Source organism: Alienimonas sp. DA493, from assembly GCF_043951915.1.
Lineage (GTDB): Bacteria > Planctomycetota > Planctomycetia > Planctomycetales > Planctomycetaceae > Alienimonas.
Genome location: NZ_JBINJD010000035.1, coordinates 16,909 through 37,571 on the forward strand (window position 1 = coordinate 16,909; position 20,663 = coordinate 37,571).

Here is a 20,663-nt window from a genome sequence, read left to right on the forward strand (position 1 = left end):
GACGCCGCGGACGGCGGCGCGGGCCCAGCGTAGCCGGCTCCGGCGCCGCCCCGCCAAGTCGGCCGGCGCCGCCTCCCGTGAGCCCGAAGCGCAAGCGAGGTGGGTGAGTCGCACGCCTCGCTGACGCTTCAGGTTGGTTGCGGAGGGCTCACCCCGTGTAGCGGCCGTCTTCGGTGCGGCCGGCGTGGCCGAGGTCCGCCAGCACGGTCAGCACCGGGGCGACCTTCGCCGGACCGGCGCCTTTGAAGAACGCGGCGACGTCCGCCGGCGCCAGCGGGCGGTCGGCGGCGGCCAGCACGCCCCGCACGGCCCGGTACTGGGCGACCGGATCGGACTTCGGCGGCCACTTGCGAACCGCGGCGGCGGGCGGCGGCGGGGCGGCCGCCTCCCCGGTCAGCGACCGTTGCCGTTTGGCCTCCGCGGCCCGGGCGGCGGCGCCGTCGGGGTCCTGGAACTCCGGCCGCAAATAGCGAATCTGCCCGCGGGCCTCCTCGGCGGCGCGCTCGGCGTTGAGGACGACCAACCGGGCGAGCAGGTCTTCGTCGGGCAGATCGACCGGCCAGCCGTAGGCGTCGGCGACGGCGGCGTCGAGATCGTCGTGCAACGCCCGCAACACCCCCACGAGCCCACGGTCGTGCACGTCCCGCTGCTTGTCCGTCAACGCCTCCCCGGCCCGCAACGCCTCCAGCACGTTATACATCCCGGTGAGGGTCAAATCCGGGTGTTCGGCCTGAACCCGCTTGCGGTGGGCGTCCAATTGCTCCCCGAGGTCCCGGATGCGTTCGGCCTGTTCGTCCGTCGCGGCGGGGAACGGGAACGGATCGAAGCAGCGAGAATTATTATATCGAGGATCGTTCCCGATCCCCATACGGCCGCCCTGAGCCAGTGACCAAACTGTGTGAACCCTGCTTGACAGCACCCCGAAAGTTAGGGCGTCCTCGTCCGCAATCGTCACAACCTCACTCTCAAACCGCGTTTCGGCCGAATCGAATTGGAAAATTCGATGTTTGGCAGTTCGAGCCGTCACAATAACACGATGAAGTCCCGCGATTGCCTTGCGGAGTTGACTACGGGGCTCGCCGAAGATCCACCAATTGTCGCGGTATGTTGCGCGTCTGTTCTGATCCCGGTGGGGCTTCACGTTGTCGACGACATGCTGATACGAAGCGGGACATTTTCGCCGAGCTTCGTCTGCCGTAAGGCCATATAGGTCGATCACGTAGCGGGCCTTTCGGTCTTGTGCTAAGTCTCGCCCGCCGACGTACGGAAATACGAACGGGCTGTCTTTGCCGAATGATTCATATTCGTCGGACGAAAGCTCGAAATGCTTTCCGTGGAGTTTGACGCCCATCGAACTTAAACCGGCCATTGCATCAAGCGGCATCACGGCTCCCAAGTTCGGCCCGATGGTGAGGTTGGGCCAGATCGGGCCGAAGCGAGCGCTGAACTCCACCTCCGCCCCCTCCTCGCCGCCGCCTTTTTCGAGGGCGATCTTCAACAACTGCCCCTCCGCCTCGCCGGGAACGCCGACGGTCATGGCGATACGGACGTCCGCGCCCAGCGCCGCGTCGACCCAGGGGTGATCGGGGATTGCGAACGCCAGCGAGAGCGGTTGCTTAGCTTCGGAAAGGTGCGGCTCCACGACACGCCGGTTGAAGGTCTGTCGCAGGCTGTTCGTCGTGATGAATCCGAACCGCTTCGCCCCGCCGGTGCGGACCGTCTCCGCGGCGAGGTGCCACCAGTACATCACCAAATCGCAGCTTTCGGGCAGGGCTTTATACGCTCCCCGCAGCGCTTCGACGTAGCCGCTGCCGAGGTCCTGCCGCATCTTGAAGTTCCCCACGAACGGCGGGTTGCCGACGATGTAGTCGGCCTGGGGCCACTCCGCGGGGCGGGGGTTTTGGTAGTCGTAGACCGGGACGCGGGCGGTTTCGTCGGGGACCTCCTGCCCGGTGACGGGGTGCGGTTTGGTGGTGCGGCCGTCCCAGGTGGTGATCGGCGCGCCCTGCTCGTCCAGGCGGGGGGTGCGGGCGTCGTAGGCCAGCACGGCGTCGCGGTGCTCGATCGTGCGTTGCGAACTGAGGATCGGGTCCGGCAGGGTCTCCACGCCCCGCGTCGCCAGGTGCCACCGCAGATAGCCGATCCAGACGACCAACTCCGCGATCGCCGCGGCCCGGGGGTTTAATTCGATCCCGAGGACGTTGTGCGGCCCGACCGTGTCCGTGAGGGTCTGCGTCTCCTCGCCGAACTCCCGCAGCGTGCCCAGGACCTCCCCTTCCAACTGCTTGAGGTGCTCCAGGGCGACGTACAAAAAGTTCCCGCTGCCGCAGGCCGGGTCCAGAATCCGCAGGTCGCACAGCCGCTCGTGAAACGCCCGAACCGCGGCGCGGGCGGCGTCGGCGTCGCCGGCGCCGAACTGCCCGGCGGCGGCGGCCCGCACGGCCTCCCACTCCTCCCGCAGCGGCTCGACCACCGCGGGCAACACCAGCCGTTCCACATAGGCCCGCGGGGTGTAGTGGGCGCCGAGTTTGTGGCGTTCGGCCGGGTCCAGCGCCCGCTCCAGCAGGGTGCCGAAGATCGCCGGCTCCACGTCGGTCCAGTCCGCCCGGGCCGCCTCCCACAGCAGCGTGACCCCGTCCGCCGACAGCGGCAACGCGGTGCGGTCTTTAAACAGCGACCCGTTGAAGTGCCGCACCCGCCCGCCGGTCACGCCGGAGTATTTGGCGCCCTCGTCCATATCCGTCCACAGGCGCTCGGCGGCGTCGGGGAAGACCTCCGGGTCGGTTTTGCAGCGTTCCAGCAGGGCCGTGAAGGAGTCCTTCGGCAGCAGGCCGGCGTCCTCGCAGAACATGGTGAACAGACACCGCATTAAAAACCCGGCGACCTCCGCCGGCGCCCGGGCGGGGTGCGGAGAATCGCCCTGCTCCAACCGCTTCGCCAGTTCGGCCAATTTGGCGGCCAGTTCCCGCGTCGCCCGGGCGCTGCGCCGGGCCGGGTCCAGCGACGCCGGGTCCGTCCAGACGGCCTTGAGCACGGCCCGGACGGTCGGGTCGGCGAGGTCCGCCAGCCGCACCCGGTGGCTTCGCCCCTCGGGCAGCGCCTCCGTAAACGGCCGGTAGTGCTTGCCGGTGCCGGAGAAGTCCGCGTACAGGTCCAGGCAGTGGCCGACGTCGCAGACGATGAGGAACGGCGGCCAGTCCGGGACGAGTTTGGCGTAGCGTTCGGCCTGGTTGCGGGCCTTCAGCATCGCCCGGTCCCAGGTGCCGGTGCCGCGGCGGGCCGTGCCGGACTTCCGCCGGCCGCCGGCCTTCTCCGCCGACAGCGGCTTCGGCCCGGCGGGGGCGTCGGCGCCCTGCTTGCTTTCCAGCACGAAGCAGCCGGCTTTATACAGGTCGATAAAGTTCGTGGCGCTCTGCTCCCCCGCGTACTGTTTGACGGCCCGCTCGAAGGTGTAGCGGTTCTCCGCCGTCTCCGGCACGGCGGGGTCCGGGCGGGGGACGCCCAGCAGGTCGCAGAGGTCCCGCAGGAACGACTGGCTGTTCGCCGTCTCCGCCCCGCCGCTGGCGGACCATTTCGCAATGAAGGCCGCGGGATCGGCGGCGGGCGACGGGGCGGCGGGCGGCTCGGCGGGGGACGGCACGGCGACGGGCGAGCAGGCAGGGGCGGGGCGGTCGGAAGGTACCGGGGCCGCGCCGTCCGCTGCCACATCGGCAGGACCGGCGCGATCGGACGAGACGACGGCGAGCGCATCCCGATGCGATGCGGTCACTTCCGTCGGGCGGCCCCGGATTCGGCCCGCGGCGTGCAGGAGGGAAGGGTCGCGGCTCCCGGTCCGCCCCGATCGTCCCCTCGGCAGCCGCCGCCGGACGCGGCGGAACCCCGGCGGCCGGCGATCGAATCATCCGTCTCCCCGTCCCGTATCTCTGAACAGGAACCGATCCCCGTGGCCAAGCTGCTGGAATTCGACGACGACGCCCGCAAGCACCTCCTCACCGGGGTCGAAAAGCTGGCCCGGGCCGTCAAAAGCACCCTCGGCCCCCGCGGCCGCAACGCGGTGCTGGACAAGGGCTGGGGCACCCCCAAGATCACCAAGGACGGCGTGACCGTCGCCGAGGATATCGAGCTGGACGACGCCTTCGAAAACATGGGCGTTCAGCTCGTCAAGGAGGCCGCCAGCAAGACCAACGACACCGCCGGCGACGGCACCACCACCGCCACCGTGCTGGCCGAGGCCCTCTTCAAAGAGAGCCTGCGGTTCCTGGCCAGCGGCGTGGACGCCACCCAGATGGCCCGCGGCGCCCAGAAGGCCGTCAACGCGGTCGTGGAGCACCTCGGCACGATCTCCACCCCGGTCGACGCGACCGACAAGAAGTCGCTGCAGACCGTCGCCACGATCTCCGGCAACAACGATCCGGAGATCGGCAAGACCCTCGCCGACGCCTTTATCAAGGTCGGCAAAGACGGCGTGATCACCGTCGAAGAGGGCCGCGGGATCAACACGACCGTCGACCTGGTCGAGGGCATGGAGTTCGACCGCGGCTTCCTCTCCCCGCACTTCGTCACCGACGAGGACGGGCAGGAAGTCGTCCTGGACAACCCGTACATCCTCGTCTTCGAGGAGAAGATCAGCAGCGCCCGCCTGTTGGTGCCGCTGCTCGAGGAGATCTCCAAGAGCGGCCGCCCGCTGCTGATCATCGCCGAGGACGTCGAGGGCGAAGCCCTGGCCACGCTGGTGGTCAACAAGCTGCGGGGCATCCTCAAGGTCGCCGCGGTCAAGGCGCCGGGCTACGGCGACCGCCGCAAGGCCATGATGGAGGACATCGCCGTCCTGACTGGCGGCCGGGCGATCTTTAAAGACCTGGGCGTCAAGCTGGACGCGGTCACGACCGAGGACCTCGGCACCGCGAAGAAGATCCGAATTTCGTCCGACAAGACGATCGTCGTCCGCGGCGGCGGCACGAACGAGGCGATCGACGGCCGCGTGGCCCAGATCAAGCGCGAGATCGAGGACACGGACAGCGATTACGACCGCGAGAAGCTCCAGGAGCGGCTCGCCAAGCTGGCCGGCGGCGTCGCCCAGATTAACGTCGGGGCCGCCACCGAGACCGAGATGAAGGAGCGCAAGGACCTGTTCGACGACGCCCTCGCCGCCACCCGGGCGGCGCTGGAAGAGGGCATCGTGCCCGGCGGCGGCGTGGCCCTGCTGCGGAGCAGCGCCGCCCTGAAGGGTCTGGAGCTGAGCGGCGACGAGACCTACGGCGCCGAGCTGGTCCAGCGGGTGCTGTCCATGCCGCTGCGGACCATCGCCGAAAACGCCGGCGAGGACGGCGCCGTGGTCGCCAACCGCGTGCTGCGGCACGACGAGGCCAACTACGGCTACGACGCCCTCAACGACAAGTACGGCGACCTGATCGAGGCCGGCGTGGTCGACCCCGCCAAGGTCGTTCGCACCAGCCTGCAGAACGCCCTGTCGGTCGCCATGCTGATGACCACCACCGCCGGTCTGATCGCCGACGAGCCGGAAGACCCCGAAGAGGGCGGCCACGACCACGACCACGACGGCATGGGCGGCGGCATGGGCGGTATGGGCGGCGGCATGCCGGGCATGGGCGGCATGGGCATGCCCGGCATGATGTGAGCCGACCGCTCCCCGGGAATGACGAATGTCGAATGAGGAATCACGAAGGCTCCGCCGAACTTGATTTCGTCATTCGGCATTCTTCATTCGTCATTTTAAATCACTCACCACTTCACCTCTTTTCATTCAATACCAGATGACCCTGAACCCCCTGGACGATCGCGTCGTCATCGAGCCCGTCGAAGCCGAGGAAACCACCGCCGGCGGCATCGTGCTGCCGGACGCCGCCAAGGAGAAATCCCAGCGCGGCAAGGTCCTCGCCGTCGGCCCCGGCCGGCTGCTCGACAGCGGCGAACGCAGCCCCGTCGGCGTCGAAGTCGGCGACGAAGTCCTGTTCGGCAAGTACGGCGGCACCGAGATCGAAGTCGACGGCAAGGACGTCAAGATCCTCCGCGAGGCCGACATCCTCGCCAAGGTGCTGTAGTTCGGCGTCCGTCGTTCGCTATTTGGGAATGTCGAATGACGAATGAAGAATGACGAAACGGCCCCAGGCCCGCCCCGTCCCCTTCGTTTCGTCATTCGACATTCTTCATTCGTCGTTTTTTATCGCACGCCCCGCACACCGCACACCGCCCGCCCCCATGGCCAAGCAACTCCTCTTCGACGACCCCGCCCGCCTGAAGCTCAAAAAGGGCATCGACACCCTCGCCGACGCCGTCGCCGTCACGATGGGCCCCCGCGGACGCAACGTCCTCATCGATAAGTCCTTCGGCAACCCCGTCGTCACCAAGGACGGCGTGACCGTCTCCAAGGAGGTCGAACTGGAGGACCCCTGGGAGCACATGGGCGCCAAGCTCGTCAACGAGGTCGCCTCCAAAACCAGCGACACCGCCGGCGACGGCACCACCACCGCCACCGTGCTGGCCCGCGCCGTCTTCCTTGAAGGCCTGCGGAACATCTCCCTGGGCGCCAACCCCCAGGTCGTCCGCCGCGGCATCGAAAAGGCCGTCGCCAAGTGCGTCGAGACCCTCGAGAGCCTCTCCAAGCCGGTCGAGGGCAAGGGCCAGATCGCCCAGGTCGCCGCCATCTCCGCCAACAACGACAAGGAAATCGGCGACCTCATCGCCGACGCCTTCGAAAAAGTCGGCCGCGACGGCGTCATCACCATCGAAGAGGGCAAGAGCGGCGAAACCGTCCTCAACCTCGCCGAGGGCATGCAGTTCGATAAGGGCTACACCAGCCCCTATTTCGTCAACAACCCGGACACCATGTCCGTCGTGCTGGAGGACGCTTATATCCTCCTGCACGAAAAGAAAATCTCCAACCTGCGGGACCTCATCCCCCTGCTGGAGAAGATCAGCGGCACCGGCAAGCCGCTGCTGATCATCGCCGAGGACGTCGAGGGCGAGGCCCTCACCGCCCTGGTGGTGAATAAATTGCGGGGCGTGCTGAACGTCGCCGCCGTCAAGGCCCCCGGCTTCGGCGAGCGTCGCAAGGCCATGCTGCAGGACATCGCCGTCCTCACCGGCGGCACCTTCGTCTCCGAGGACCTCGGCGTGAAGCTGGAGTCCGTCGAGCTGGAGCACCTCGGCACCGCCAAGAAGGTCGAAGTTACCAAGGACGAAACGACCATCATTGAGGGCGGCGGCTCCCAGGAGAACCTGCAAAAACGCGTCGCCCAAATTAAGAAGGGCATCGACGAGACCGACAGCGAATACGACCGCGAAAAATTCCAGGAGCGCCTCGCCAAGCTGGTCGGCGGCGTGGCCGTGATCAGCGTCGGCGCCGCCACCGAGGCGGAGATGAAGCAGACCAAGGCCCGCATGGAGGACGCCCTCCACGCCACCCGCGCGGCCGTGGAGGAGGGCATCCTCCCCGGCGGCGGCACGGCCCTGCTGCGGTGCGTGAAAGGTCTGGACGAGGTGAAGGCGAAGGGCGACGAGAAGGTCGGCGTGGCGATCGTCCGCAAGGCCCTGCTGGCCCCGACCCGCCAGATCGCCAAGAACGCCGGCCAGGACGGCAGCGTCGTCGCCGACGAGGTCCTCCGCAGCGAAGGCCCGCACGGCTACAACGCCCTGACCGGCGAATACGAGGACCTGTTCGCCGCCGGCGTGATCGACCCGACGAAGGTGGTCAAAAACGCCCTGAGCAACGCCGCCAGCATCGCCGGCCTGATGCTGACCACCCAGGTCCTCGTCACCAAGACCGAGGAGCCGGGCGAAGACAAGCTGCCGACCGTCGAAGGCGCCGTGCGGTAGTCGGACTGTTCAGTCCGACGTTCAGTGAACGCTTGACAGCCCACCCGGCAACGGGTGGGCTGTTTTCATAGACGGTGTGTGCCATGCTGTCACCGGCCGGCGGAGCGACAGCTAAGCAAAATGGGGTGCCCATGACGAGTTGCATGAGGCTCTCCGCGGTGTGAACGCATGTCTTTCGGCGAACGCGAACTCTCAACCCTTGGAGGCAGCGTACGGCGGACTTCAAGCTGAGGGATGATCGTTCCTCCGAACCTCCGCCTAAACCCCTGTGTCCTAGAAAACGGCTCGCCTTCATCTACGGTGAGCAGCCCTATTTCCATTAGAGCCCGTCTCTTGGCTCAACAATTCCTTGCCGACATCATCGACCAGCTTGATCTAGCACTAGATCAAGCCGCGGTCAAAGACCGTAATTTTGACCGTTTCGCGATGATGTTAGTCGACAACGTCGTCGAACTAACATTACATCGCTTTGCACAGGACCAGGCCAGCGAGAACAGCGTATGGGCCGGCTGGCGCGCACCGAAGAACGACCCAGCAACTGTCAACCGGGCGTTAAGCCAACAATTCGACGAAAAGGCTAAGGCGTCTTGCCTGCTCGGCCTGATCGATAGCGAGATGAAGGATTCGCTGCTTTCATTACATCAGTTCCGAAACACCACTTATCACAATGGTGAACGGCACGAGAGTATCCTCCACGAGCTCAGCATCTTTTATATCCGATGCGCCTGCGAGATTCTCATTGGTTACAAGCCTGGCTGGTGGTCTGGGGGCACCAGAGATGTCATCTCTCATCGCGCGAAGAAATATCTTGGCGAGGTGAGCATTTTCGATGGCCGCGAGAAGTACCAACAGGCGTTTCAACGCCTGAAAGCTGTTGCCGAGTCGATGGAATGCAACCTTATCAGCAAGCTGGGATCGCATCTGGAGAAAGAAATCAGCACCGTCGACGAATGGATCAGGTGCCTTTCCGAAGACGTGCCGACGCCCGTGTCTCGCGACAGGGTAGTTGTAGAGACACAAGCTTGGGCGTTTGCTCGCACTCAGAAATCGCAGGACTTTGCGTCTGCGCATGGCGGGCCCTCCCCCCAATCAGAAGAGTATGTCGACTGGCTAATTGACAACTATCGGTGGCCACAGCATAGGGACCCGATCAGCGGGTGGAAAAGGCGCTGCACAAACATCCAGAGCGAAACAAATCCGCACGCCGCACTAGTCAAGTACGTGTCATTCATTCGTCAGACTCAGGACTTACGTGACGTCATTGGAGAAGCTGTCACAGAGTTCGACTTCTGGGTGCAAGAACAGATCGATCTCGCCAGAGGAAAGTAGTATCGCCGGGCGGGCGGGTGGCAGGGGCGGCAAGGGGTGACTAGGCCGTCCGGCGAGGTAGCATGGTTCTGAGCTGGGCGCCATGCTCAACCACCGTGTCCGCTTCGCTACCGAGCCGTGGGAGCATGGCACCCGACGCTCCTGCCCATCCACCTGGCCGCATTTCTCACCACCGTGACGAAGAAACAATAGTTAGCCCGGCAACCCAACGCCCACCATGTCAAACGGTTTTCTCTCAAATTCGTGGACGTTCATCGACATGGCCGACGAGGCTGCGGTTCGTAGCACCGCCGAATGCGGCAACAATGAAAGCACTCGTTCGCACGATCCGATTGTGGCAGTGGTATTTGCCGCCGCTGCAACAGAGGCATTTATGTGTGAACTTGCCGCGTTCGCAGAATTCAATCCTCGTAACGCTGCGACGCTCTCGCCTCAAGAGTCCACAATTCATCAGTTCCGAGACATCTACAACGAACTTGAGTCTTCAAAAGGCTCGTTAGTCGCGAAGTACAGCTTGGCTCTTGGAATGTTCACCGGCCAACCCGCAAAGAAAGGCACATCGCCCTTTCAAGACTTTGCTTTGTTAGTAGATCTCAGAAACTCGCTCATCCACTCAAAACTCTCTCGCATCGAGATAGACAAAGCGTGCACAGCAACAATGCAGTTCCCCAAAATCATCAGCAAGCTGGCTAGAACCGGCACCCTGGCACCAATTCCACCAGAGAACACGCTGACCAGTTGGGTGCAACTGGTCTCTACCCCAGCGGCCGCAGTTTGGGCTGTTCGGTCAGCAGGTGATATAATCAAGGAAGTCATCACCTCCGTCCCCAAGAGCATCTTACATGATACGTTGTCGTTTCACTACATGCACAAACTGAACTCTCTAAAATCTGTCAGATAAACGAATGGACGACGACGCCAGGTGCCTGGGGCAGCCTGACCGTCCGGCGGGGTGGCATGGTTCTGGACTGGGCGGCGGGTGGCACTGGTGAGTTCCATCAGCACCTTGCCCTTTCGGGTGCCACTGGCTCTGCCAGTGCGGGGCGACTTCCGAAGCACCGGTCCCGTCCGGAATCGTTCGTGACTCATCCCGGCACTGGCAAAGCCAGTGGCACACGACGGGGGCAAGGCGTGATTGCGACCGTGGGAGACGTTCGGCAACCTGACGACGTGGCCCTTTCCCGCCCTGACGGGCCGTCGGGCGTCACTGGTCGCGTCCGACGGCGGCGGGTGGCACTGGTGAGTTCCATCAGCACCTTGCCCTTTCGGGTGCCACTGGCTTTGCCAGTGCTGGGCGACTTCCGGAGACCGTTCCCGTTCCGAATCGTTCGTGACTCACCCTGCCACTGGCAAAGCCAGTGGCACACGACGGGGGCAAGGCATGGTTGCGGCCGTTCAAGGCGGCCGGCAATCTGATTGCATGTCCACCTCCCGACCCGACGGGCCGCACCGCAAACGGGTGAAGCACGTGCACGAGCCCGGGGACCTGCACGAACTCACCTTCTCGACCTACCGGCGCAAGCCGCTGCTCACCAACGATCGGTGGCGGGGGTACTTTTGCGACGCCCTCGCCGAGGCGCTGCCGGCGGCCGGGTGGCAGTTGGCGGCGTGGGTCGTGATGCCGGAGCACGTGCATCTGCTCGTTTGGCCCGTCGAACCGACCGACGCGGACGTGCCGGGGCTGCTCCGGCGGACGAAGCGGCCCTGCTCCCTGCGGATCAAGGACGACCTGACCGCCGCCGGGAGCCGGCTGCTGGACGACCTGACCGTGCGGGAACGCCCGGGGCGGACCGCGTTCCGGTTCTGGCAGGAAGGGCCGGGGTACGACCGCAACCTCCGCACGCCCGCCGCCGTGCGGGCGGCGATCGATTACATCCACGCCAACCCGGTTCGGCGGGGGTTGGTGAACCGGCCGACGGACTGGGTTTGGTCCAGCGCCCGCGCGTTCGCCCCGGACGTTCCCGCGACGGCGGACGACCCGCCGCTCACGCCGTTGCCGCCCCACCTGTGGGACGGGTGAGCGACAGGGCGGCGGGGTTCGGCTGGATTGGGCGCCATGCTCTCACCGGCCGGCGCAGGGGAGCAGGCGGCGGCTGGACGCGCGGCGGTCGGCGCGTCAGTCGTTCGACCAGCCGCCGTCGACTTCGGAGCCGGCGGCCATCGGCTCGAACACGTTGCCGTCCGTGTTCGGGGCGGGGGGCGGGTCCTCCATCTGCACCTTGTGGACCGTGCGGGCTTGGTAGGCCTCCACCATGCCGGGGGTCAGGTGATGGGCGACATTGGCCGCCTTGCCCATCCCGCCGACGATCGTCTCGTCCCGCGGGTCGCTCGCCATCTCGACCAGCGCCTCGATCGCCTCCCGAACGTCGTAGACGGGGGGGATCGGCACGGCTTTGCGGCCGGTCGTGTTGGCGGCGTGCTCGAAGAACGGCGTGTCCAGCGCCATCGGCATCACGGTGCAGACGCGGACGTTCTCCACCCCCTCCACGCTCAATTCCTGCCGCAGGACGTCGCCGAGGCCGACGACCCCGTACTTCGCCGCCGTGTAGGCCGCGTAGTAGGGGGCGGGAATCTTGCCGAGGACCGAGGCGACGTTCACCAGCGTCCCCGCCGGCCCGCCGGCCCGGGCCCGGAACCGCCGCAGGGCGACGTGGCTGCCGTGGACCACGCCGAGCAGCGTGGTGCGGATCACGGCGTCGTGCACCGCCAGCGGCGTCTCGTGGAACCGGCCGACCGCGCCGACGCCGGCGACGTTGTACCAGAGGTCGATCGGCCCGAACTCGGCCTCGGCCCGCTCGGCCAGGCGTTCGACCTGATCGGGGTCGCCCACGTCGGTGACCGCGGCGACGGCCCGGCCGCCGGCGGCCTCGCATTCGCGGGCCAGTTCGTCCAGCAGTTCCCCCCGCCGGGCCGCCAGCACGAGCGACGCCCCGCGGGCCGCCAACTCCCGGGCGGTTCCCTTGCCCAGCCCGCTGGAGGCCCCGGTGAGGACGACGACTTTTTCGGCGAGGGTTCGATCGGCCATGGCGACGAGGCAGGTCCGGGGGCGAGGCAGGAGGGGACGCCGCACAGGATGCAATCCTCATACCGTCCCGCCGGACCCCCGCCGCCCCGGCTGACTCCGGCCCGCCGGGCGGGGCGTGTCAATCCGGAGGTTCCCGGCGGCGCCGCGCCCTCGGCCCCCGAGCCGGCGACGGCCGGTTCGACGGCGGACGCGACGCAGCCGCCCCGGCGACAATGGACGCACGGACGGCGGGGTCTCACGGACGGCGAGTCCGGCCCCGCCGCCCCGACACCCGAGCGTTCGAGAGGAGTCTTCGATGGCTGGCAAAAGCGGCAACCAAAGCGGTCAGTCCGGCGCCAAGGGCGGCCAATCCGGCCAGGGCGAGAAAGGCGTGAAGGGCGGCCAAGGCGGCCAGGGCGGCAAGGGGACGCCCGGCTCCCACAAGTAAGCCCCGGGCGACCGTCTCGACAGCCCGCCCGGCGCCGGGCGGGCTGTCGTTTATTTTTTCCGCGGGGAGATTTCGTTCAAAAACGAACCGGGACCGCCCTGCTGGACGCGCTGCCGCCGCCGGACGCCGCGATCGAAAGCGACCGCGGCAGTTTTCGGGTCGAACTCTGGCCGCCGCGGCCGGAGCGGCCCGCCGACGTCGCCCCGCCCCGCGACCGCTGGGGACGTGAGAACCCCGAGGGGACCTGGGACGCCGCCAAGCTGGTCCGGCTGATCGCGACCTTCGCCGACGCCCGCGGCCCGGACTTTTCCAAGGAGGAGTTCCTGCGGTGGGCGCTGATCGGGTGCGGGACGGTGAACCGCTACTGCGGGTCCTGGCGGGCCGCCCGCGTCGCCGCCGGGCTCTCGCCCGCGCCGGCCCGCCGCGACCGCACCGCGGCGACGCTGCACCGCCTGCTGAAAACGCTGCACCTCAACCGCGACCGCCGCACGCCGCTGACCGCCGAGGAACTGGCCCGGGCCGCCGGCGTCGGGCGGGGGCCGATCGAGCGGCTCGGCGGCGTGAAGCACCTGCGGAGCCTCTACCGCCTCTGGGCCGCCCGGCCGGCCCCGCCGGCCGCCGACAAGCCGGCCGCCGACAAGCCGGCCGCCGACAAGCCGGCCGCCGCCCCGACGCCGTAGACGAAACGTCCTGCCGATCGGACAGTCCGTGAACCGCGGCGACCGCGCCGTCGTTCGCTCTCCGGACTCCTCCCTTCCCGACCCCGACCGAAAATCGCATGGACCTCTCGCTGTTACACTGGGGATCGCCCGTCGGCCTCGGCATCTTCCTCGCCGGCCTGGGCGTTTTTCATTGGGGCTTCTTCGCGGGAATCGCCGCGCTGCACCGCTCCAAGGTCGCCTCCGAACCCCGTCCGTAGGGCGAACGAACCGCTCGGGCGCCCGGAACCGCGCGTCGGTCTCGCCCCGTGGCCGCACGAACGGACGGACGGCGGCCCGCCGGCGGGGTCGGGGCCGGCCGCTGGCGGGGCGGGCGGCGGGGGGCGTAGACTGGGGGCGGGGATGACTATGGCCGAACCGAAAGACCCGCGGGTGCTGTTCGCCGCGGAGCGGACGTTGCTCGCCTGGAACCGGACCAGCGTCGCCCTGATCGCGTTCGGCTTTCTGATCGAACGGTCCGGTCTGCTGATCAAGTTCGCGGCCGCCGACGAGGCCGACGTCGACGAACAGTTATTGTTCGTCACCGCCTGGATCGGGCTGCTGTTCATCCTGGTCGGGGCGGCCGTCGCCGTATATTCCTCCCGGCAGTACGCCAACGTCCTCAAGACGTTGCCGCCGACGGAGTTTCCGGACGGTTACGCGGCCCGCTGGGGCATGGCGGTGAACGTCGCCGTCGCCGCGCTGGGCCTCGCCCTGGCGGCCACCCTGATGTGGATGCCGGGCCTCTGAGACGGCGCCGCCGTCCGGTCCCGGACCGCACGGACGCGCGGGGACGACGCCCCGCGTCTCGAACCGTTCGCCGGGCCGGCGGCGGAACGGGCGAATCGACCTTCGGGGCGGCGCGGCGGCGGGAAGCGCCTCCGCAGTTTGTACCGCGCCCGGGGGCGTCCGCCCGGCCCCCCGCCCCGCCGGCGCCTCGGGCGGGGTCAAGCCGGCGGCGGCGGGCGGCCGATGGCGTCGTTCTCCCCCCGCGTCTCACCCGCCCCGGCCATGACCGCCCCGGCCGCAACCGCTTCGGCCATGACCGCCCCGGCCGACGCCCCGCGTCGACCGAACGACAACCGCCCCGCCGCTCGGGCGGCGAAGGGCTTGGCGGCGGTGATCGCCGTGATCCTCGTCACCGGGGTGACGGCCAACTACGCGATCTATCATCTCGCCCCGCACCCGGACCACCCGGTCGCCGACGTGCTGAAGCGGTTCGATTTGGGCCACGAACCGAGCATCCCGGCGTTCTATTCCGCCTCCGCCCTGCTGGCCGCCGCCCTGGGCGCGGCGTTCATCGGGCGGTTCGACCGCTCCGACGGCGGAACCCTCTGCCGCCACTGGTATCTGCTGGCGGGTCTGCTGGTCCTGTTGGCGGTCGACGAGAACGTGATGTTCCACGAGATGGGCACGGGGATGATGACCCGGCTGAACCTCAGCGGGCCGCTGGAGTTCTCCTGGGTGATCCCGGGCCTGCTCTTCGCGGCGGCGGCGGGGCTGTCGCTGTTGCGGTTCCTGCGTTCGTTGGACGCGCGAACCCGCCGGCTGTTCCTGACGGCCGGGTTCGTCTTCCTGTCCGGGGCGGTCGGCATGGAAACCGTCGCCGGGGCGATCTTCGCCCGGGCCGCCGACCATCAGGAGGCGTTGAGCACGCTGTCGCACCTGTTCGTTCAGCTCATTGAGGAAGGACTGGAGATGGCCGGCGTCGCCGTGCTCGTGTACGGACTGATCGACTACGCCGACCGCGCCGGCCTGAGGATCGCGGTGACCCAATCGGGCGAACCCGGCCCGGACGGCGGACAGGCGGGGCGACCGGGCGGCCCGGGGGCGATTTCCGGGCGGGCCGCGTCCTGAACGATTGCGGCGGGGGTCCGCCGAGGGTTCTGTTGACGCCCCTCGCCGTCGTTCCGCCCCGACCTCCTTGTCCGCCCCCCCGCCCCGACCGCTGCGCGTACTGCACGTGGGGCAGGACGACCTGTTCGCCGCGGTCGAGGGCGTGGAGCGGCGGTTCGTGCCGACCGGGCATTCGATCACGCCGGCCGCCGCCGGGCGGGGGCCGCTCTCGCCGGCGTCCCTGCGGAGCCTGCTGGTCGGGCTGGGCACGGGGCCGCGGTGGGACGCGATCGTGTTGCCGACGATTCAATTCGACTGGCCGCACGACCGCTCCCGATTCAAACGGGGCCTCCGCCGGGTCGCCGCCGGGGTCCTGCAACGGCCGGCCCTGGGTCGGCGGCTCAGCCGGTGGCTGCGGCGGCGGGCGACGGTCGTCGTGGCGCTGGACCGCTTCGACGCTCCGGAGATCGCCGCGTCCTATCTCCGGGCGACGCCGGCCCTCTCGGCCTGTTATAAAACGAACCTGCGAACCGCCGACGTCGACCGCCGGGTCGGCGACTGCCGGCTGGCCTATCTGCCGTATTGGATCGACGCCGACCGCTACCCCGCCCGGCCCGTCGCCCCGGAGGAGAAGGACGTCGACCTGCTGTTCGTGGGCGCCGTCAACTCGCCGGAGCGGGAGGAGGGCCGCCGCGTGCTGGCCTCGATGAGCGACCGATACCGTGTCGTCGTTCCCGAGGAGCGTCTGCCGTTCGAGGAGTATTGCCGCCTCACCGCCCGGGCCTGGCTGACGCTGTCGCCGCAGGGCTACGGCTACCACGGCTTTCGCCATTACGAAGCGATGCTGCTCGGTTCGATCCCGGTCCTGCACCCGCCCGACCCGCCGGTCGTGCACGATTTCGAAGACGGCCGCAACTGCCTGATCTACGAACCCGGCCGCCTGCGGGAGCGGCTCGAAGCCGCCCTGGCCGACCGACGGCAAACGGGGGCCGGGCTCGAGGACCTGCGGCGGTACGCCCTCGACCGGCACAGCGTCCCCGCGGTGGGGCGCTATTTAACCGCCGAACTGCAACGACTGATCGCGGGCGAGGAATGAAACCGCGCGCCCCGTCCCGCCGTTCGCATCGGGCGACGCCGGGGCGTTAGGGTGCGGGGCCCGCCGTCCCTCGCTCCCCGCCTCGAAAAATGCCCGCCCGTCCCGGACTCGGCGCCCTCGCCGTCGCCCTCTGCGGAGCCTGCGCCGCGGCCCTGCCCGCCCAGGACGCGGCCGCCCCGCAGACGCCCGCGCCCGGCGAGCCGCTGCACGTGTATTTGCTCATCGGCCAGTCCAACATGGCCGGGCGGGCGCCGTTCACGGAGGCCGAAGCGGCCGCGATCCCGCGGTGTTTCCTGCTGAACGACGAGGAGGAATGGGTCCCGGCGGCGAACCCGCTGAACCTGTATTCGTCGATCCGCAAGCCGGTCGGGATGCAAAAAATGAACCCGGGAGACGCGTTCGCCCGAACGATGCTCGCACGGACCCCGGACGCGACGCTGGGGCTGGTCGTCAACGCCCGGGGCGGCACCCGGATCGAACAGTGGGAGAAAGGGACGGAGTATTATTCCGAAGCCGTCCGCCGGGCCCGGGCGGCCCAAGAAACGGGCGTGTTGAAGGGCGTGCTGTGGCATCAGGGCGAGGGAAACAGCGGGGCGCCGGAGGGTTACGCGGAGAAATTAAAGACGCTGGTCGAGAACCTGCGGGCGGACCTGAACGCCCCGGACCTGCCGTTCGTCGCCGGGCAGATCGTCGGCGAGGAGGCGATCAACGCCGAGATCGCCCGCCTGCCGGAACTCGTCCCGCACGCCGCCTACGCCGGCTCCGAGGGCCTGACGGCCTTCGACCGCTGGCACTTCGACGCCCCCAGCATGAAGACGCTGGGAACCCGCTACGCCGAGGCGACGCTCCGCCTGCAACAGGCCGCCGCCGCCGCCGACGAGCGCCCGGCCGCGGGACGGTAGATCGCGGGGAATCCCGCAGGCGGCGGGCAGGGCGGCGCCGTTGACGGCGCCGGGGGCGGGCGGGACCGTCTGCGTTCGCTCCGCCGATCCCCCGCCCCCGTTCGCCCCGGCCGTCGCCGGCCGCCCCGCCCTCATGATGGACCCGGACCTGCTCGCCACGCTCAGCCTGTTGATCGGGCTGGAGCTCGTGCTGGGGGTCGACAACATCGTCGCCCTCTCGATCATCGTCTCCCGCCTGCCGGAGGCGGCCCGGCAGAAGGCCCGCGTCCTCGGGCTGGCGCTGGCCCTGATCGCCCGGCTGGTGATGGTCGCCGGGGCGACCTGGCTGCTGACCCTCACCGAACCCGTGCTGGCCGGGCGGTCGATCAAGGACCTGATCCTGCTGGGCGGCGGCGCGTTCCTGATTTATAAAGCGACGAAGGAGATCCACCACACGGTGGAATTAAAGGACGAACACGCCCCCGTCGGCTCGGGCTCGCCGAAGTCCGCGTTCGCCTCGGCGATCGCCACGATCGTGGCGGTGGACATTGTGTTCGCCCTGGACTCGGTCGTCACCGCGGTGGGGATGACCGGCGACATCGGCACGGCCCGGTCGCTGCTGGGGTACGAAATCACGGACCAGTTCATCGTGATCGCGACCTCGGTGATCCTCAGCTTCGTGGTCCTGCTGTTCGCGGCCAAGCCGATCGGGGAGTTCGTGCTGCACAACCCCTCGTTCAAGATTCTGGCGCTGTCGTTCCTGATCACCATCGGCGTCACGCTGGGGCTGGAGGCGTTCCATTACGAGGTGCCCAAGCCGTATATCTATCTGCCGATGGCCTTCGCCACGGGGGTGCAACTGCTCCAGTGGCGGCTGTCCCGCAACGAGCGGCGCCGGAAGCGCCCCGACGTGCGGGCGACCGGCGAGGCCGGCGGCGTGCCGGCCGAGGGCGCCTGATCCGATCGGGAACCTGATCCGATCGGGAGCCTGATCCGATCGGGAGAAGGCGGGAACGCGTCGGCGGAGCCTGATACGATGCGCCGCTCGCCCCCGATACGCCTCCCGCGATGCGTCCGCTGCCGGACTCCGTCCCGTCCCGCCGTCTGACGGCGGCCTGCGCCCTGCTGGCCGCCGCCCTCGCCCCGGCGGCGGTCGCCGGGGAGGACCCCGACGAGGCCCCGGCCGCCGCGGCGCCGATCCCGCGGCTGGACGGGCCGTGGCGCAAACTGGTCGGGCGGCCGCCGCTGGAAGAATGGGCCTCCCCGGAGGCGGAGCCGGTCGACTTCACCGCCTACCGGGCGGACGACGGCCGCTGGCAGCTGATCGCCTGCATCCGCAAGACCGCCCAGCCCGGCAGCGGCCGGCTGCTCTATCGCTGGTCCAGCGACGAGCTCTTGAAGGAAGGCTGGACGCCGGAGGGCGTCTTCCTCACCGCCGACCCGCAGCGGGGCCAGCGGGAATATCACGCCCAGGCGCCCTTTCACGTGAAGGACGGCGGCACGCACTACCTGTTCTTCAACAGCCGCGGCGCCCACCTGCTGACGAGCGACGACGGCGTCGACTTCCGACCGTATAAAAAGGACGTGATCTTCCCGATGGGCCGGGACGTCTGCCTGCTGGACGACCGGGAGCGGTCCGGGAAGTGGATCGCCTATTACACCTCGCCGGAGCCGGGGGTGAATCCGGCGACGAAGGACCACACGATCCGCGCCCGCACCGCGAAGAAGCTGACCGGCCCGTGGAGCGAGCAGGCGACGGAGATCCCGCCGCTCACCCCGCCGCCGGACGGGTACCGATTCGTCTACGCCGAGAGCCCGCTGGTGATCGAGCGCGACGGGCGGTATTACCGCTTCGAGCAACTGGACGTCTATCGCTCCGACGACCCGTTGAAATGGAAGGGCCCGCCGGTCGCCCGGCTGGCGGCGCGGGACCCGCTCAAACGGCTGGCGCCGGAGATCGTGACGCGGGACGGCCGAGATTATTTGCTGGCGTATCAATGGCGCGGCAAAGACCCGCGGGGGATTGATTTGGCCCCGCTGGCGTGGGAGGCGGAATAGCGCCCGGGGCGGGGCGAACCGGTCGGCCCCGCCGCGCGTCCCCCAGTTCCCCCCGCCCCACGCCTCCGGCCCCGCGATGCCGACCGATCCGATCCGCCTCCGCCCCGAACGCCTCGGGGACGAACCGGCGATTCGTGAACTGACGAGGGCGGCGTTCGCCGCGGCGCCGCACGCCGACGGCAACGAGCATCTGCTCGTCGGCCGGCTCCGCGACGCCGGGGCGCTGGCGCTCTCGCTGGTCGCGGAGGCCGAGGGCGAACTCGTCGGGCACGCGGCGTTCTCCCCGGCGACGGGGCCGCCCGGCAGCGGGGACTGGTACGCCCTCGGCCCGATCTCCGTGCGGCCGGACCGCCAGCGACAGGGGATCGGCGGGCGGCTGATCCGGGCGGGGTTGGAGGAACTGACGACCCGCGGCGCCGCCGGCTGCACGGTGTTGGGCGATCCGAAGTATTACGAGCGGTTCGGCTTCACGGCCGCCCCCGCCGCCGCCCCGCCGGGAATCCCGGCGGAGTATTTTCGGATCCGGTTATTAACCGGCGAAACGCCGGCCGGGCCCGTGCGGTTTCACCCGGTCTTCGGGGTGTGAGCACCGGGTTCGCCCAGCGTCCCGGACCCTTGAAGGGTCCGGGACGCTTCGCTCTCGCGCTTGCGCCCCGGGCTCAAGGAGTTCCCCGCACCCGCTGCACGCAGGCGATGATGCGGGCGGCGGCTTCGTCGATCTCCGCCTCGGTTTCCTCGCCCAGCAGGCTGAACCGCAGGGCACTGTTCAACAACTCCGGCGGCAGGCCCATCGCTTGGAGAACCGGGCTGGGTTCGCTGCTGCCGCTCGCGCAGGCGCTGCCGAGGCTCGCTCCCACCCCGGCCAAGTCCAGCGCCACCAAGAGTTCCTCCCCCCCGCAGCCGGGGAAGGCGACGCTGCTGGTGTTCGGCAGCCGCGGCGCCCCGGCCGCGTGGATCACGGCGCCGCAATCCCTTTTTAACGTCGCCTCCAACCGGTCCCGCAGGGCCGTCGTGCGGGCGGTCCAGGCGTCGAGTTCTTTGAGTCGTAATTCGAGGGCCAGAGCCATGCCCGCGGCGAGGGCGACCGGCTCCGTGCCCGGCCGGCGGCCGCCCTCCTGATGTCCGCCGTGCAGGCTGGGGGCCAGTTTGGCGCCGGAACGAATGAGCAGCGCCCCGACGCCCCGCGGCCCGCGGAACTTGTGGGCGCCGAGGCTCGCCGCCGTCGCCCCGAGGGCGTGAAAACTCCACGGCAACTTGCCGACGGCCTGGGTGGCGTCGAGGTGACTGGGCACGCCGAGGGCGTTGCAGCGGGCGAGGACGGGGGCGACGTCCAACACCGCCCCCGTCTCGTTGTGGGCGTGAATTAAAGAGACCAACCGCAGCCCCGGCGGGGGCTCCTTCAATTCGTCGCCCTTCAATACGCCGTTCTCGTCGAGCGGCCACGGCCGCAGGCGCCAGCGGCCGGCGGCGGCGCCGG

General features: G+C 68.8%; 19 protein-coding genes. 16 read left to right on the top strand and 3 right to left on the bottom strand.

The annotated features are described in order from the left end of the window. Positions 1 to 148: 148 nt before the first annotated feature. Positions 149 to 3,640 carry a class I SAM-dependent DNA methyltransferase gene (locus ACG2DA_RS07705; protein WP_395254967.1) on the bottom strand — a complete coding sequence of 1,164 codons (3,492 nt, stop codon included), beginning with the start codon at positions 3,638 to 3,640 and terminating at the stop codon, positions 149 to 151. A 303-nt stretch (positions 3,641 to 3,943) separates the two neighbouring features. Between ACG2DA_RS07705 and groL (ACG2DA_RS07710) the strand changes: the two genes are divergently transcribed. The 6 genes from groL (ACG2DA_RS07710) to ACG2DA_RS07735 all read left to right on the top strand — a co-directional run bounded on the left by groL (ACG2DA_RS07710) (position 3,944) and on the right by ACG2DA_RS07735 (position 11,185). Then, the gene (groL, locus tag ACG2DA_RS07710) at positions 3,944 to 5,638 is read left to right on the top strand and encodes a chaperonin GroEL (RefSeq protein WP_395254968.1); all 1,695 of its coding nucleotides are present in this window, start codon (positions 3,944 to 3,946) and stop codon (positions 5,636 to 5,638) included. Between the two features lie 136 nt (positions 5,639 to 5,774). Further along, complete coding sequence (gene groES, locus ACG2DA_RS07715) at positions 5,775 to 6,062, top strand: co-chaperone GroES (RefSeq protein WP_395254969.1); 288 nt, start codon at positions 5,775 to 5,777, stop codon at positions 6,060 to 6,062. Positions 6,063 to 6,219: 157 nt separating this feature from the next. Next, positions 6,220 to 7,836, top strand: a complete 1,617-nt coding sequence (gene groL / locus ACG2DA_RS07720) for a chaperonin GroEL (RefSeq protein WP_395254970.1) — start codon at positions 6,220 to 6,222, stop codon at positions 7,834 to 7,836. Positions 7,837 to 8,169: 333 nt separating this feature from the next. Next, the gene (locus ACG2DA_RS07725; RefSeq protein WP_395254971.1) at positions 8,170 to 9,165 is read left to right on the top strand and encodes a hypothetical protein; all 996 of its coding nucleotides are present in this window, start codon (positions 8,170 to 8,172) and stop codon (positions 9,163 to 9,165) included. 259 nt (positions 9,166 to 9,424) lie between these two features. After that, positions 9,425 to 10,066: a hypothetical protein gene (locus ACG2DA_RS07730; RefSeq protein ID WP_395254973.1), complete on the top strand. Its 642-nt coding sequence runs from the start codon at positions 9,425 to 9,427 to the stop codon at positions 10,064 to 10,066. 519 nt (positions 10,067 to 10,585) lie between these two features. Next, the gene (locus ACG2DA_RS07735) at positions 10,586 to 11,185 is read left to right on the top strand and encodes an REP-associated tyrosine transposase (protein WP_395254974.1); all 600 of its coding nucleotides are present in this window, start codon (positions 10,586 to 10,588) and stop codon (positions 11,183 to 11,185) included. 96 nt (positions 11,186 to 11,281) lie between these two features. On the opposite strand, the gene ACG2DA_RS07740 is transcribed toward ACG2DA_RS07735, so the two are convergent. Continuing rightward, positions 11,282 to 12,190: an SDR family oxidoreductase gene (locus ACG2DA_RS07740; RefSeq protein ID WP_395254975.1), complete on the bottom strand. Its 909-nt coding sequence runs from the start codon at positions 12,188 to 12,190 to the stop codon at positions 11,282 to 11,284. 295 nt (positions 12,191 to 12,485) lie between these two features. Here ACG2DA_RS07740 and ACG2DA_RS07745 point away from each other — a divergent pair, with 295 nt between their 5' ends. The 10 genes from ACG2DA_RS07745 to ACG2DA_RS07790 all read left to right on the top strand — a co-directional run bounded on the left by ACG2DA_RS07745 (position 12,486) and on the right by ACG2DA_RS07790 (position 19,772). Continuing rightward, positions 12,486 to 12,617 carry a hypothetical protein gene (locus ACG2DA_RS07745; RefSeq protein ID WP_395254976.1) on the top strand — a complete coding sequence of 44 codons (132 nt, stop codon included), beginning with the start codon at positions 12,486 to 12,488 and terminating at the stop codon, positions 12,615 to 12,617. A 353-nt stretch (positions 12,618 to 12,970) separates the two neighbouring features. After that, a complete protein-coding gene (locus ACG2DA_RS07750; protein WP_395254977.1) occupies positions 12,971 to 13,297 on the top strand; it encodes a hypothetical protein in 327 nt (108 codons plus the stop codon). Between the two features lie 98 nt (positions 13,298 to 13,395). Beyond that, positions 13,396 to 13,536 carry a hypothetical protein gene (locus ACG2DA_RS07755; RefSeq protein ID WP_395254978.1) on the top strand — a complete coding sequence of 47 codons (141 nt, stop codon included), beginning with the start codon at positions 13,396 to 13,398 and terminating at the stop codon, positions 13,534 to 13,536. Between the two features lie 148 nt (positions 13,537 to 13,684). Beyond that, positions 13,685 to 14,065, top strand: coding sequence for a YidH family protein (locus ACG2DA_RS07760; protein WP_395254979.1), 381 nt, complete (start codon positions 13,685 to 13,687; stop codon positions 14,063 to 14,065). A 291-nt stretch (positions 14,066 to 14,356) separates the two neighbouring features. Further along, positions 14,357 to 15,172 carry a hypothetical protein gene (locus tag ACG2DA_RS07765; RefSeq protein ID WP_395254980.1) on the top strand — a complete coding sequence of 272 codons (816 nt, stop codon included), beginning with the start codon at positions 14,357 to 14,359 and terminating at the stop codon, positions 15,170 to 15,172. Positions 15,173 to 15,239: 67 nt separating this feature from the next. Further along, complete coding sequence (locus tag ACG2DA_RS07770) at positions 15,240 to 16,247, top strand: hypothetical protein (protein ID WP_395254981.1); 1,008 nt, start codon at positions 15,240 to 15,242, stop codon at positions 16,245 to 16,247. Positions 16,248 to 16,336: 89 nt separating this feature from the next. Continuing rightward, positions 16,337 to 17,149: a sialate O-acetylesterase gene (locus ACG2DA_RS07775; protein ID WP_395254983.1), complete on the top strand. Its 813-nt coding sequence runs from the start codon at positions 16,337 to 16,339 to the stop codon at positions 17,147 to 17,149. Between the two features lie 133 nt (positions 17,150 to 17,282). Then, positions 17,283 to 18,086 carry a TerC family protein gene (locus ACG2DA_RS07780; RefSeq protein WP_395254984.1) on the top strand — a complete coding sequence of 268 codons (804 nt, stop codon included), beginning with the start codon at positions 17,283 to 17,285 and terminating at the stop codon, positions 18,084 to 18,086. A 110-nt stretch (positions 18,087 to 18,196) separates the two neighbouring features. Further along, on the top strand, positions 18,197 to 19,186 hold the full coding sequence (locus tag ACG2DA_RS07785; RefSeq protein ID WP_395254985.1) for a hypothetical protein: 990 nt from the start codon (positions 18,197 to 18,199) through the stop codon (positions 19,184 to 19,186). A 76-nt stretch (positions 19,187 to 19,262) separates the two neighbouring features. Next, entirely contained in the window at positions 19,263 to 19,772 is a 510-nt protein-coding gene (locus tag ACG2DA_RS07790) for a GNAT family N-acetyltransferase (RefSeq protein WP_395254986.1), read from the top strand. A gap of 73 nt (positions 19,773 to 19,845) precedes the next feature. On the opposite strand, the gene ACG2DA_RS07795 is transcribed toward ACG2DA_RS07790, so the two are convergent. Then, a partial coding sequence (locus ACG2DA_RS07795; protein ID WP_395254988.1) for a cysteine desulfurase family protein occupies positions 19,846 to 20,663 on the bottom strand: 818 nt, incomplete at its 5' end.

What these genes read in the sequence shown, in the direction of transcription:
- ACG2DA_RS07740 (WP_395254975.1), bottom strand. Translation starts at nt 12,190, where the DNA reads ATGGCCGATCGAACCCTCGCCGAAAAAGTCGTCGTCCTCACCGGGGCC.
- ACG2DA_RS07765 (WP_395254980.1), top strand. Translation starts at nt 14,357, where the DNA reads ATGACCGCCCCGGCCGACGCCCCGCGTCGACCGAACGACAACCGCCCC.
- ACG2DA_RS07745 (WP_395254976.1), top strand. Translation starts at nt 12,486, where the DNA reads ATGGCTGGCAAAAGCGGCAACCAAAGCGGTCAGTCCGGCGCCAAGGGC.
- ACG2DA_RS07780 (WP_395254984.1), top strand. Translation starts at nt 17,283, where the DNA reads ATGATGGACCCGGACCTGCTCGCCACGCTCAGCCTGTTGATCGGGCTG.
- ACG2DA_RS07785 (WP_395254985.1), top strand. Translation starts at nt 18,197, where the DNA reads ATGCGTCCGCTGCCGGACTCCGTCCCGTCCCGCCGTCTGACGGCGGCC.
- ACG2DA_RS07755 (WP_395254978.1), top strand. Translation starts at nt 13,396, where the DNA reads ATGGACCTCTCGCTGTTACACTGGGGATCGCCCGTCGGCCTCGGCATC.
- ACG2DA_RS07760 (WP_395254979.1), top strand. Translation starts at nt 13,685, where the DNA reads ATGGCCGAACCGAAAGACCCGCGGGTGCTGTTCGCCGCGGAGCGGACG.
- ACG2DA_RS07775 (WP_395254983.1), top strand. Translation starts at nt 16,337, where the DNA reads ATGCCCGCCCGTCCCGGACTCGGCGCCCTCGCCGTCGCCCTCTGCGGA.
- groL (WP_395254970.1), top strand. Translation starts at nt 6,220, where the DNA reads ATGGCCAAGCAACTCCTCTTCGACGACCCCGCCCGCCTGAAGCTCAAA.
- groES (WP_395254969.1), top strand. Translation starts at nt 5,775, where the DNA reads ATGACCCTGAACCCCCTGGACGATCGCGTCGTCATCGAGCCCGTCGAA.
- ACG2DA_RS07790 (WP_395254986.1), top strand. Translation starts at nt 19,263, where the DNA reads ATGCCGACCGATCCGATCCGCCTCCGCCCCGAACGCCTCGGGGACGAA.
- ACG2DA_RS07730 (WP_395254973.1), top strand. Translation starts at nt 9,425, where the DNA reads ATGGCCGACGAGGCTGCGGTTCGTAGCACCGCCGAATGCGGCAACAAT.
- ACG2DA_RS07735 (WP_395254974.1), top strand. Translation starts at nt 10,586, where the DNA reads ATGTCCACCTCCCGACCCGACGGGCCGCACCGCAAACGGGTGAAGCAC.